The sequence below is a fragment of the Nonomuraea cavernae genome (assembly GCF_040655715.1).
Lineage (GTDB): Bacteria > Actinomycetota > Actinomycetes > Streptosporangiales > Streptosporangiaceae > Nonomuraea > Nonomuraea cavernae_A.
On record NZ_JBFAKL010000014.1, the window covers coordinates 42,749 to 55,679 of the forward strand.

Below are 12,931 nucleotides of genomic sequence, written 5' to 3' on the forward strand. Positions count from 1 at the left end.
GGGCCACGCGGATCAGACCGACTCGCGCTCCCGCAACCGCTGGCTGACGACCTGGGTGACGCCGTCGCCGCGCATCGACACGCCGTAGAGAGCGTCGGCTATCTCCATCGTGCGCTTGTTGTGCGTGATCACGATCAGCTGCGAACTCTGCCGCAGCTCCTCGAAGAGCCTCAGCAGGCGCTGCGTGTTGGTGTCGTCGAGCGCCGCCTCGACCTCGTCCATGACGTAGAACGGCGAGGGCCGGGCCTTGAAGATGGAGATCAGGAACGCCACCGCCGTCAGCGACCGCTCACCGCCGGACAGCAGCGACAGCCGCTTGACCTTTTTGCCCGGTGGCCGGGCCTCGACCTCGATGCCGGTGGTCAGCATGTCGGTGGGCTCGGTGAGGACCAGCCTGCCCTCGCCGCCGGGGAAGACCCGGGTGAAGATCTGCTCGAACTCGCGGGCCACATCCTCGTAGGCCGAGGAGAACATCTGCTCCACCCGGTCGTCGACCTCCTTGACCACGGTCATCAGGTCGCGCCTGGTCTTCTTGAGGTCTTCGAGCTGCGAGGTGAGGAAGGCGTGGCGCTCCTCCAGGGCGGCGAACTCCTCCAGGGCGAGCGGATTGACCTTGCCCAGTTGGTTCATCTGCCGCTCGGCGGCGCGGGCCCGCTTCTCCTGCTCCTCGCGTACGTAGGGGATCGGCGGGTCGCCCGGCACCGGGGCCTGCGGGCCGTACTCGGAGATCAGGGTCTCGGGCTCGACGCCGAACTCCTCCAGCGCCCGCTGCTCCAGCTGCTCCAGACGCAGCCGCTGCTCGGTACGGGTGACCTCGCTGCCGTGCACGCGGTTGACCAGCTTGTCGAGCTCGTGGCTGAGCTCACGGACGCGCACGCGTACCTGCTTGAGCTCGGCGTCGATCGCGACCCTCGCCAGGTCGGCCTCGTCGCGTTCCCGGGCCGCGAGCTGGACGGACGAGGCCAGCGCGGCGAGCACCCGCCTGGCGCCCCCGCTGACGGCCTCGGCCACCTGGGCCTGCCGCCTGCGCCTGGCGCGCTGGGCGGCGGCCTGGGCGCGCTCGTGCCGCTCGCGCTGGGCGGCGCGGACGAGGCCGTCGGCCCGGCCCTCGATGCTCTTGACGCGCTCCTCGGCGGTGCGGACCTGGAGCCGGATCTCCATCTCGCGCTGCCTGGCGGTCTGGCAGGTGACGGCCAGCTCGTCACGGGCCTCGGTGGTCGGCTCCACCTCCAGCTCCTGGGAGTATTCGGCCTCGGCCAGCCTGATCTCCAGCTCGGCCAGCTCCTCCAGGCCCTCGGTCCGCGACTCCTCGGCCGCGGTGACGCCGTGACGCAGCCGCTCGGCCTCGTCGTGGGCGGCGTTGGCGGCGGCCTCCAGCTGGGCCAGCCGCTTGGCGGCGGCGGCGTCGCGCTGGTCGGCCTCCCGCTGCCGGGCCCTGACCTGGTCGAGCGCGCCCTGGGCGGCGCTCACCCCGGCCTGGGCGGTGCCGACGGCGGTCTGCGCCTCGTCGACCCGGGCCTGAGCCTCCTCCACGGCCGCCTGGGCCGCCTGCTCGGCGGCGGCCGCCTCGTCGAGCGCGCCGGCGGTGCGCTCGGCGGTGGCCTCCGCGTCGCCGAGGTCGGCGACGGCGTCGTCGAGCGCCGCCCGCACCTGCAGGACCGAGGTGCCGCCCTCGAACCCGCCGCTGGCCAGATGGGCGCCGACGAGGTCGCCGCCCCTGGTCACGGCGCGCAGCCCGGGGTGCTCCTCGACCACCCGGCGGGCCACGCCGAGATCGTCCACGACGACGACACCGGCCAGCACACGGTCGACGGCCGCCCTCAGGTGACCGGGCACGGTCACCAGATCGGCCGCCCACTCCCCACCTCCGGGCGCGGCCGGACGAACCTCACCGCCTCCAGGAGCGACCGTACGGACCCCGGCCTCCCCCATCGGGGCCGCGGCTGCCGGGGACGGGCCCTTCGGCCCGTCACCTGGGGACGCGGACGCGCGTCCCGGCCCGCCGGCCGTGGAGGCGACGAGGAGGGTGGCCTGACCTGCTTCCTTGACCCGCAACAGCTCGATGGCCTCGATCGCGGTGTCGACGGACTTGACGGCGATCGCCTCGGCGACCGGCCCGAGCACGGCGGCGACCGCCGGCTCGGCGCCCGGGGCGACCTGGAGCGAGGCCGCGAGCGGGCCCAGCACCCCGGCCAGGCCGGCCTCCAGGAGGGCAGCACCGCCGTCACCCTTGGCCAGCCCGAGCTCCAGCGCCTCACAGCGGGCCCGCAGCGCGGCCACCGCCCGCTGGGCCTCCTGGTCGGCGGCGCGCGCCGCGACGACTCCCGCCTTGGCGGCCTGCACGGCCGAACGCGGCGCGTCGAGGGCGGTCTTGGCCGCCGAGGCCGCGGCTCGGGCCTCGTCGGCGACGGACCTGGCCTCCTCCACCAGCGCCTGCGCGGTGGCGAGCTCCTCGGCGAGCGCCGGATCGACGGCGGGCTCCTCGCGCTGCCGCTCCTCCAGGTCGTCGCGGGCGCGCTGCTCGCGCTCGACCGCCTCGGCGACGGCCCGGTTGAGGCGGCCGATCTCCTCCTCGGCCGCGCGTGACCTGCTGCGCACGGAGTCGACCTGGCCCCGGAGCCTGGCCAGGCCCTCGCGGCGGTCGGCGGCGGCCCTGGCGGCCATGGCGAGGCGGCGTTCCTCGGCGCTCAGCGCGGCCTCGGAGTCGGCCCGCCGCTGGACCGCCTCCTCCAGCAGCTCCTGGGCGTGCTCCAGCTCGGCCTGGAGGATGAGCTCCTGCTCACGCACCTCGGCGGCCTCGCGTTCGAGATCTTCGGGGTCGCGCCCGCGCCGCTCGATGGCGGCGGCGTCGACGGCGTGCCGGTGGCGCTCCGCGGCCAGTTGTTCGAGGCCCGTGATGCGTTCGCGCAGGCTGGACAGCCGGAAGTAGGTCTCCTGCGCGACGCTCAGCCGGGGCCGCCCCTCGGCCTCGGCGCTCTCCAGGGCGGCCTCGCGCTGCTGGCCCTCGGCCAGCTCGGTCTCCACCTGGGTGCGTCTGCCCAGGACAGCGGCCTCGTCGGCGGCCTCGCGCTCCAGCGTGGCGCGCAGGATGCCGACGTCGTCGGCCAGCAGCCGCAGCCGCGCGTCACGCAGGTCGGCCTGGATCACGGCGGCCTTACGGGCGATCTCGGCCTGACGGCCGAGCGGCTTGAGCTGGCGGCGCAGCTCGGTGGCGAGGTCCTGGACGCGGGTCAGGTTGGCCTGCATCGCGTCGAGCTTGCGCAGCGCCTTTTCCTTGCGCTTGCGGTGCTTCAGGACACCCGCGGCCTCCTCGATGAACGCCCGCCGGTCCTCGGGGCCGGCGTGGAGCACCGCGTCGAGCTGGCCCTGGCCGACGATGACGTGCATCTCGCGGCCGATGCCCGAGTCGGACAGCAGCTCCTGGATGTCGAGGAGGCGGCAGGTGTCGCCGTTGATCGCGTATTCGCTCTGGCCCGACCGGAACATCAGCCGGCTGATCGTGACCTCGGTGTAGTCGATCGGCAACGCGCCGTCGGAGTTGTCGATGGTCAGCGTCACCTCGGCCCGGCCCAGCGGTGGCCTGGACGAGGTGCCGGCGAAGATCACGTCTTCCATCTTGCCGCCGCGCAGCGACTTGGCGCTGTGCTCGCCCATGACCCAGGCCAGGGCATCGACGACGTTGGACTTGCCGGAGCCGTTGGGCCCCACGACGCAGGTGATGCCGGGCTCGAAACGCAGAGCGGTCGCGGAGGCGAAGGACTTGAAGCCGCGCAGGGTGAGGGTCTTCAAATACAAGTGCCGGCCCCCTTTTTCCCTGAACGGACTCCGGAAAAGCCTACTGGTCCTGCCTGCCCCGTGCTGGCCGCCGCAGTCGAGTCCACGGCGGACCAGGCAAAAGAGCTACCAAGAAGTTCCGGATCGGGTCATTGAAGAGGGCAAATAACGAGGGACGCCTCATGGAGACGTCCCTGGATCATGCGATCCGATCACTCGTCAGGTGAGTGCCGGCTCGCGCTCCTGCATGCGACTGATTGCCTCATCGCGGGTTTGCGCCGCAAGAGCGTCATTCTGGGCCTGAAGTCGGATGAGTTCTGCCTCCAGATCACGGATTCGCTGCTGCAGACGGCGCATCTCCGAGACCATTCGAGGGTCAGGACCGCCGACGTGGCCGAGTAGAGCCTTCGCCATGGTAAAGGGTCCTCCACGCTGAGTGACCAGACTGGTTCGCGCACTTCGTATTCCGCGGGAGGGGTGCGCGTGGTACCTAACAAGAGTCGCACCGGCAGTGTGGGCGGTCAAGTCGAACGAACCGCTGATACTCCCTGCTGGGCACTCTTGCCATATAACTATACCCCATTTGGGGTGTTTAACGAAAGCCTTACCGCTCCAGGAATCCCCCCATACCACCTCGTACTTCACTCCAACGTTCCACTACTCCATCCACCCGGCCCGGCGTGTCGCAACCTCTGAGCAGGTCCAGGAGCTTGACGCAGGCCTCCTGGGACCCCTCGGCGACAACCTCCACCCGGCCGTCCTCGGTGTTGCGTGCCCAGCCGACAAGTCCCAGCTCCAGCGCCCGGGCCCTGGTCCACCACCGGAACCCGACTCCCTGCACCCGTCCCCGCACCCAGGCGGTCACCCGGACGATCTCGATGTTCTCCGGCATTCCACTGCCTCCTTGGGTCTCAGCTGGGTGTCACCGGGTCGCACGGCGGTCTTACCTGGTCTCCCCGGGGCTCACTGTGTCCTCACCAGGGTTCACCGTGGTCTCACTGTGGTCTGACCGGGGCCTCACGCGGGCTTTACGCCCACGGGCGCGGAGCGAGGCCGGCCGTGGTCAGCGCGGCGGCCGCTGGCAGGTCGGGCAGGAGTAGGACGAACGGTTCATGAACGCCTCGCGCCGGATCGGGGTGCCGCAGCGCGAGCAGGGCTGGTCGCGCCTGCCGTACGCCTCCAGGGAGCGGTCGAAGTAGCCGCTCTCACCGTTGACGTTCACGTAGAGGCTGTCGAACGAGGTGCCACCCTGGGCCAGGGCGGCGCCCATCACCTCGCGTACGGCGGCCAGCAGCTCGGCGATCTTGGGCCGGGTGAGCGTCTGGGTGGGACGGGCCCAGTGCAGCCGGGCCAGCCAGAGCGCCTCGTCCGCGTAGATGTTGCCGACCCCGCTGATCAGCGACTGGTCGAGCAGGGCCCGCTTGATCTCGGTCCGCTTGCGCCGCAGACCGGCCGCGAACGCCTCGTCGTCGAACGCCTCCTCGAACGGGTCGGGCGCGATGTGCGAGATCGGCTCGGGGACACCGTCGACCAGGGTCGTGAGCATGACGTGGCCGAACGTCCGCTGATCGACGAACCGCAGGTCTGGACCGCCGTCCGTGAAGCCGAGACGTACCCGCAGGTGCTTCTCCAGCGGCGCGCTCGGATCCACCACGAGCAGTTGGCCGCTCATTCCGAGGTGGGCCAGGAGCGCCTCCTCGGCGCCCGACAGCGGCAGCCACAGGTATTTGCCGCGACGCTCGGCGGAGAGCACCGTGCGGCCCTTCAGCCGCGCGGTGAACTCCGTGGCCCCCGGAACGTGACGCCGGATGGCCCGAGGGTGCAGCACCTCGGCCGTGGCGATCTCCCGGCCGGACACCCACTGCGCGAGTCCCCGCCGGACGACCTCGACCTCTGGCAGCTCGGGCACCCTAGCTCGCCGGCTGGCTCTCGCGCTGCTCGCGGCGGGCCCGGATGCGGGTCCACGCCGCCTCGGCCGCCTGCTGCTCGGCCTCCTTCTTGCTGCGGCCCGTGCCCGAGCCGTAGGCCTCGCCGCCCACCAGCACCTCGGCGGTGAACGACTTGGCGTGGTCGGGGCCGCTCTCCTCGACGTGGTATTCGGGCACGCCGAGCGCCTCGGAGGCGGTGAGCTCCTGCAGGGACGTCTTCCAGTCGAGCCCCGCGCCGAGCGAGGCCGAGCGGACGATCAGTGGGTCGAACAGCAGGTGGACCACGCGGAACGCCTCGTCCAGCCCCTTGTCGACGTAGACGGCGCCGATCAGCGCCTCCAGGGTGTCGGCCAGGATCGACGACTTGTCGCGCCCGCCCGTGCCCTCCTCGCCCCTGCCGAGCCGCAGGAACCGGCCCAGCCCCAGGTCGCGGGCCACGTCGGCCAGGGCACGCATGTTGACCACCGCGGCCCGCAGCTTGGCCAGCTGCCCCTCGGGCAGGTCGGGATGATTGCGGTAGAGGGTGTCGGTGACCACCAGGCCCAGCACCGAGTCGCCGAGGAACTCCAGGCGCTCGTTGGTGGGCAGGCCGCCGTTCTCGTACGCGTAGGAGCGGTGCGTCAACGCCCGCTCGAGAATGTCGGAGTCGAGGCTGACGGCCAGCACTCTCTCCAGCTCTGCTCCGGCGACCTCCACGGCCACCGGCTTAGGACCTGCGCCCATGTGTTTCCTCCTCGGAACACCTTCACACGGCGCGCCGGCTGCGGAGGATGCCCGAAAACGTGGTGGGCGTCGGGGAAGACAGAGCCCCGGCGTCCACCACGACCGCGGGCGGACCGCTACCGCACGCATCTGAGACGTTAACGCCGACCGGGGCACAATGGCACCCGGTCGGCATCACGTCAACTGCGAGATCAGGCGGACGGCTCGATGACCTGACGACGGTTGTAGGTGCCACAGGTGGGGCACGCGATGTGCGGCTGCTTGGGCGAACGGCACTGCGGGCAGCTCACCAGGGCGACAGCAGTCGTCTTCCACTGGGAGCGACGGGCGCGGGTGTTGCTCCGCGACATCTTTCGCTTCGGGACGGCCACGTCACTTCTCCTGATCGTTATCGTTCTCGGTAACCAGACCTTGCAACGACGCCCAGCGAGCGTCGATCTTCTCGTGCCCGTGATCGTCGCCGGCCTCGGCCAGCTTGACCCCGCACTCCACGCAGAGCCCCGTGCAGTCGTCACGACAGACAGGACTCAGCGGCAGTGCGAGCACCACCGCGTCGCGGAACGTCGGCTCGAGGTCGAGCAGCGCCCCGTCGAGCAGTGAGTCGTCCTCGGAGGCGTCCTCGTCGGAGTAGAAGAACAGCTCCTGCAGGTCGACCGCGATCTCCGAGGTCAACGGGTCAAGGCACCGCGCGCACTCCCCTGCGAGCGGGGCCTGCGCCGTGCCCGAGACGAGCACGCCTTCCATCACTGCTTCGAACCGGAGATCCAGCTCGACTTCGGCGTCCTTGGGGACACCGATCATGTCGACGCCGAGATCTGCCGGTGCCGGAAGGGTCAGGGCCACTCGCCTCATCGTGCCCGGCCGCTTTCCCAGGTCGTGAGTGGAGATCACCCATGGGGAGCGGGGGTTGAGGTGCTGAGTCATCCTGCTCTCGCTAGGCATGGCGAAACCGTCGCCGTCGTACAAGGCTGAAATGAAAGGATACCAGGCCGCTGTCAGCTCCTGAGCCGCTCGATGAGCAGCGCGTGCACCAGATCCGGCACCAGGCCGGACACGTCGCCACCATACCGGGCGATCTCCTTCACTCTGCTGGAGGACAGGAACGAGTATTCGGGATTGGTCGGCATGAACAGCGTCTCGACGCCGGACAGCCGGTAGTTGAGCTGGGCCATCTGCAACTCGTAGTCGAAGTCGCTGACCACCCTGATCCCCTTGACGATCGCGGGGATGTCGTTGTGCTTGCAGAAGTCGACGAGGAGTCCGTGGAACTTCTCGACCTTGACGTTGGAGTATTCCTTGGTGACGGTCTGCAGCATGTCGATCCGCTCGTCGACCGTGAACAGGCTGCTCTTCTCGACGTTGATGAGGACGGCGACGGTCACCTCGTCATAGAGCCGGGCGGACCGGCCGATGATGTCGAGGTGGCCATTGGTGATGGGGTCGAACGACCCCGGGCAGACAACGCGCCGCAAAACGCCTCCCAGGTCTACGGGTTCCCGGCGGCGCGACCGTACCAAACGGACGCTTCACCATAACGACGGACCCTCTCCTCAACGTACCCTTCAGGCCACACAAGGGGCTTTCCCCTGGTTTCCCGCTCGAATGCCACCAAAGCCCCCTCGGCCAGCCACCCGTGGTCGCGCAGCGACTCCAGCACCCGGGTGACCTCCTCGTCCGAGACCGCGTAGGGCGGGTCGGCGAAGACGATGTCGTACGCCTCCCCGCCTTGGTCGGGCGATCTGCCGAGTGATCGGTCACCGCCCGCGCCGTCCGGCCGGGGCTCTCCGGGAGGTCTGCCCAGCAGCCGCTCCACCCGGTCGGCGACCACCTGGGCCCCGTCGAGCCCCAGTGTCCTGACGTTGGCCCTGATCGTCCGGATCGCCTTCGGATCCGACTCCACCAGCAGCGCGTGCGCCGCCCCCCGGGACAGCGCCTCCAGCCCGACCGCCCCCGAGCCGGCGTACAGATCCATCACCCGGGCACCCGTCAGCCCCTGGAGCGAGTCGAGGGTCAAGAAGATCCCCTCTCGCGCCCTGTCGCTGGTCGGCCTCGTCCCGCGCCCCGGCGGCACGACCAGCCGCCGCCCACCCGCGGTCCCCGCGATGATCCGAGTCATGGGAGCCATTGTTCCGCATGTCAACGCAGGTCAAGAGTGCACAGGTGTCGGCCTTGAGAGCGCAAGGGTGATTCACATCGTCTGATCGGCCACGCATGATGAGTCCTGCGGCCTCCGAGGTGACCCAGCTGGAGGCCGACCGGTGTGATCGTGAGCCCTTCCGCACACCGGTTCCCTCGGCACCTGACCCGAGGGGTGGGCCCAGCCGGGGACGGCATTCGGGGGGAGGCCGTCCCCGCGGCTGGGGCCGTGATCACACCGGCGCCGGCCGCCGTAGAACGTCCTCGCCAGACATCCGCCGTAGATCACGTTCACTCCCGGCATCCGCCGTAGATCACGTCTTCTCCAGGTATTCCGCGCGTTCGTCGGCCAGGAGACGGTCGATCTCGGCGCGCAGACCCTCGTGGGAGGAGGTCAGGGAGGGATCCTCGGCCAGCAGGGCCGCCGCTTCCTCGCGAGCCGTCTCGATCACGTCCTCGTCGCGCAGGAGCTGGAGCAACTTGAGCGATGACCGCTTGCCCGACTGGGCGGCGCCCAGGACATCGCCCTCGCGGCGTTGCTCCAGGTCGACCCGGGACAGCTCGAACCCGTCGAGAGTGGCGGCCACGGCGTCGAGGCGGGCCCGGGCCGGAGTGCCCTCGGGGAAGTCGGAGACCAGCAGGCAGAGCCCCGGCAGGCCGCCCCGGCCGACCCGGCCCCGGAGCTGGTGAAGCTGGGAGACGCCGAACCGGTCGGCATCCATGATGATCATCACTGAGGCGTTGCGCACGTCGACCCCCACCTCGATGACCGTGGTGGCGACCAGCACGTCGAGCTCGCCCCGGGTGAACGCGCGCATGATCGCGTCCTTCTCCTCGGGCGGGAGCTTGCCGTGCAGCACACCCAGCCGCAGGTCGTGGAAAGGCCCCTCGGACAGCAACTCGGCGACCTCCAGGACGGCCAGGGGCGGCCGGCGCTCGTCGTCGGCGGGCGGCGCCAGGTCGCCCTCGTCACCCTCCAGGTCACCGATGCGGGGACAGACGATGTAGGCCTGCCGACCCAGCGCCACCTCCTCGCGCACCCGCTCCCAGGTGCGCTCCAGGAAGTGGGGCTTGTCGGCGGCGGGCACCACGTGCGTGGTGATCGGGGCACGGCCGGACGGGAGCTGCGCCAGCGTCGAGACCTCCAGGTCGCCGAAGACGGTCATCGCGACCGTGCGCGGGATCGGGGTGGCGGTCATGACCAGCACGTGCGGCCGCCCGCCGCCGGCCTTCTCGCGCAGGGCGTCGCGCTGCTCCACGCCGAACCGGTGCTGCTCGTCAACCACGACCAGGCCCAGGTCGGCGAACTGGACGTGCTCCTGCAGCAGCGCGTGCGTGCCCACGACGATGCCGGCCGTGCCCGAGGCGGCGTCGAGCAGGGCCGAGCGGCGGGCGGCGGCGCCCATGGAACCGGTCAGCAGCGTGACCGCCGTGCCGCCGAACATGCCGCCCTGCGCCAGGTCGCCCAGCATGGCGCTGATCGAGCGGTGGTGCTGCTGGGCGAGCACCTCGGTGGGAGCCAGCAGGACGGCCTGCCCGCCCGCGTCGACCACCTGCAGCATGGCGCGCAGCGCCACCACGGTCTTGCCCGCGCCCACCTCGCCTTGAAGCAGCCGGTGCATGGGATGCTCCAGCGCCAGGTCGGCGGCGAGCTCCTCGCCCACGAGGGCCTGCCCCTCGGTCAGCGTGAACGGCAGCCGGGCGTCGAAGTCGGCCAGGATCCCGTCGTCGCGACGCGGTCGCGGCCGGGCCGGCCAGGCCGTCGCGGCCTGCCTGCGCTGGAGCAGCACCGCCTGCAGGACGAAGGCCTCGTCGAACTTGAGCCGCTCCCTTGCCCGCCGCACCTCGGCGAAGTCCTTCGGCCGGTGGATGGCCTCCAGCGCCTCGGCCAGGTCCTGCAGCCCGTGGCGGGCCCGCAGCTCCGCGGGCAGCGAGTCGTTCAGCGGACCCAGCGTGTCGAGCACCAGGCCGACCGCCCGTCTGATCACCCACGGCGTCAGGTCCTTGCCCGCCGGGTAGATCGGCACCGGCGCGGCGGAGAACTCGGCGGCACTGGCCTCGGTCTCCTCGAACAGCTCGAACTCCGGATGCGACAACTGCCAGCGCGGGTTGGTGTGCGACCCGAACAGGCCCACCTTGCCGGCGAACATGCCGCGCCGCCCCGGCTTGAGCCGCGACTCGGCCACATGGGAGCCCTTGCCGAAGAACGACAGATAGATCTTCTTGCCCGTGCCGTCGACGACCTCGACCTCGAGCCAGGTGCCGCCCCGGTTGCGCATGGGCTTGCGCATGAGCCTGGTGACCTCGCCCACCACGGTGACGTGCTCGTCGACCTCGAGCGAGTCGAGCGAGGTGAGCTCGCCACGCTCGGCGTAGCGGCGCGGGTAGTGGCGCAGCAGGTCGCCGACCGTCTCCAGGCCGAGCACGCCGTGCAGCAGCTTGGCGGTCTTGGGATCGAGCGCCTTCGTCAGGGGCTCGTCGAAGCGGCTCACCGGACCCCCACGGCCTGGCCCGGCAACGTGATCCGCCGGCGGCGGCCGGCGGGGTGATCGGTGTGCCCCGCCTGACCCGTTCCGCCAGGCGGGGAGGCCCCGGGCTGCCGGAGCGCGCGAACCGCGAACCTCAACACGACCTCCTCCTCGTGAGGTAGCTGCTGTTGTGATGCCCCGCCTTCGATGCCTTCGACGCTCGGGCGAGGGGAGGCTGTCAAGGCTCTATGTTCTACCGTCTCCGACCGACAGAACGAACCGTCCACGCTGCTCCACGGCGAGTCCCGGGCCGGTAGTGCCGGTCGTGGTGCCGGTCGTGGCGTCATTCGACGCCGATGAGCAGCGGGTAGCCGCCCTGCTCGCCGTCGTACACCACCAGGTCGAGGTCGGGTCTGGAGCCGCGCAGGTGACCGGCCAGCCGGTCGGCCAGCCCTTCGGGGGCGTCCGCGCCCGTGACCAGCGTCACGAGCTCGCCGCCGCCCGCCACCATCCGGTCCACGACCAGCGCGGCCACGTCGTCGAGCGCCCGGCCGATCACGGAGACGTCGCCGTCGATCAGCCCCAGCACGTCGCCGGGACGGCACACGCCCGCGCTGGTGACCGCCTCCCTGTCGGCGATCGCGAGGCGCCCGTACCGGGTGTGCCCGGCCGCATCGGTCATCGCGACGACGTCGTCGTCGAAGCGGCGCAGCGGATCGTGTACGGCCAGCGCCGCCAGCCCCTGCACGGTCGCCCTGGTCGGCAGCACGCTGACCACGACACCGTCCTCGCGGGCGATCTGCGCCGCCGCGGCCGCCACCGACCGTGAGCCCTCGTCGTTGGGCAGCACGGCCACCTCGCCGCCCGCCTGCCGGATCGCGGCCAGCATCTCGGGCAGCGCGGGCCGTGTGCCGGGCGTCCGGCGCACCACGACCGCGCCGCACTGCTCGAACAGCGCCGCGATGCCCTCGCCGGCGGCGACGGCCACCACTCCCCTGCCCGCGTCGCCGCGATGGGTCCGCTCGGCCAGGTAGGTGATCCTGATCCGGTGCGGCCGCCCCGCCCGCAGTCCGGCCTCGACCGCGGGGCCGGCCTCGTCCACGTGGACGTGCACGTTCCACAGCCCCTCACCGCCGACCACCACCAGCGAGTCGCCCATCGCGTCGAGCTCGGCACGCAGCCCGGCAACCGCCGAGTCGTCGGCGTCGAGCAGGTACATCACCTCGTAACCCGCGCCCACCTCGGTCATCGGCGAGACCCGCGACGTCGGCGCGGGGACGTCGTATCGCTCGCTGTAGGAGTCGGTGACGGCCGCGACCAGCGCGTCGAGGATGATCGCCAGCCCGGCCCCGCCCGCGTCGACGACACCACTGCGGGCCAGCACGTCGAGCTGCTCGGGAGTGTGCCGCAGCGCCGCGCGGGCCGCCACCGCCGCCCGCCGCGCCACCTCGGCCGGCCCTCCTCGCTCGTCCCGTACGGCTCGCGCCACGGCGGTCAGCACGCTCAGCACCGTGCCCTCGACCGGCCGCGCCACGGCCTCCCTGGCCAGGAAGGCGGCCCGGCCCAGCCCGGCGGGCAGGTCGGCCTGGTCCTTCAGCACCTCCGCGAGACCCCGCAGCGCCTGGCTGACGATGACGCCGGAGTTGCCCCTCGCGCCGACGAGCGCGCCGTAGGCGAGCGTCTGCCACACCACCGCGGCGTCCACGTCGTCGGGCAGCGCCTCGACCGCCTCGGCCGCCGACAGCATGGTCAGGTGCAGGTTGGTGCCGGTGTCCCCGTCGGCGACGGGGAACACGTTGAGCGCGTCGATCTCCGCCCGCGCCTTGCCCAGGGCATCGGCCGCCAGGCGCGCCCATCGGCGTACGCGAGGTGGATCGAGGACCTCCATGTGCGACGCTCCGC

11 protein-coding genes are annotated in these 12,931 nt (G+C 71.4%); all 11 read right to left on the minus strand.

Going from position 1 to position 12,931, the window contains the following annotated elements:
• Positions 1-12: 12 nt before the first annotated feature.
• The 11 genes from AB0I38_RS21245 to AB0I38_RS21295 all read right to left on the minus strand — a co-directional run bounded on the left by AB0I38_RS21245 (position 13) and on the right by AB0I38_RS21295 (position 12,917).
• Positions 13-3,795 (minus strand): AAA family ATPase, encoded by a 3,783-nt coding sequence (locus AB0I38_RS21245; protein WP_358470444.1) that lies wholly within the window; start codon positions 3,793-3,795, stop codon positions 13-15.
• 198 nt (positions 3,796-3,993) lie between these two features.
• On the minus strand, positions 3,994-4,188 hold the full coding sequence (locus AB0I38_RS21250) for a hypothetical protein (RefSeq protein WP_049556952.1): 195 nt from the start codon (positions 4,186-4,188) through the stop codon (positions 3,994-3,996).
• Positions 4,189-4,378: 190 nt separating this feature from the next.
• On the minus strand, positions 4,379-4,654 hold the full coding sequence (locus AB0I38_RS21255; RefSeq protein WP_358470842.1) for an acylphosphatase: 276 nt from the start codon (positions 4,652-4,654) through the stop codon (positions 4,379-4,381).
• 183 nt (positions 4,655-4,837) lie between these two features.
• A complete protein-coding gene (mutM, locus tag AB0I38_RS21260) occupies positions 4,838-5,683 on the minus strand; it encodes a bifunctional DNA-formamidopyrimidine glycosylase/DNA-(apurinic or apyrimidinic site) lyase (RefSeq protein WP_358470447.1) in 846 nt (281 codons plus the stop codon).
• Between the two features lies 1 nt (position 5,684).
• Positions 5,685-6,425 carry a ribonuclease III gene (gene rnc / locus AB0I38_RS21265; RefSeq protein ID WP_358470450.1) on the minus strand — a complete coding sequence of 247 codons (741 nt, stop codon included), beginning with the start codon at positions 6,423-6,425 and terminating at the stop codon, positions 5,685-5,687.
• Between the two features lie 191 nt (positions 6,426-6,616).
• Positions 6,617-6,796, minus strand: a complete 180-nt coding sequence (gene rpmF, locus AB0I38_RS21270) for a 50S ribosomal protein L32 (protein WP_033409409.1) — start codon at positions 6,794-6,796, stop codon at positions 6,617-6,619.
• Position 6,797: 1 nt separating this feature from the next.
• Positions 6,798-7,367, minus strand: a complete 570-nt coding sequence (locus tag AB0I38_RS21275) for a YceD family protein (RefSeq protein WP_436838763.1) — start codon at positions 7,365-7,367, stop codon at positions 6,798-6,800.
• A gap of 53 nt (positions 7,368-7,420) precedes the next feature.
• On the minus strand, positions 7,421-7,897 hold the full coding sequence (coaD, locus tag AB0I38_RS21280; protein ID WP_358470456.1) for a pantetheine-phosphate adenylyltransferase: 477 nt from the start codon (positions 7,895-7,897) through the stop codon (positions 7,421-7,423).
• A 14-nt stretch (positions 7,898-7,911) separates the two neighbouring features.
• Complete coding sequence (locus tag AB0I38_RS21285) at positions 7,912-8,541, minus strand: RsmD family RNA methyltransferase (protein WP_358470459.1); 630 nt, start codon at positions 8,539-8,541, stop codon at positions 7,912-7,914.
• Positions 8,542-8,875: 334 nt separating this feature from the next.
• Positions 8,876-11,053 carry an ATP-dependent DNA helicase RecG gene (recG, locus tag AB0I38_RS21290; protein WP_358470462.1) on the minus strand — a complete coding sequence of 726 codons (2,178 nt, stop codon included), beginning with the start codon at positions 11,051-11,053 and terminating at the stop codon, positions 8,876-8,878.
• Positions 11,054-11,372: 319 nt separating this feature from the next.
• The gene (locus AB0I38_RS21295) at positions 11,373-12,917 is read right to left on the minus strand and encodes a DAK2 domain-containing protein (protein WP_358470465.1); all 1,545 of its coding nucleotides are present in this window, start codon (positions 12,915-12,917) and stop codon (positions 11,373-11,375) included.
• Positions 12,918-12,931 lie beyond the last annotated feature (14 nt).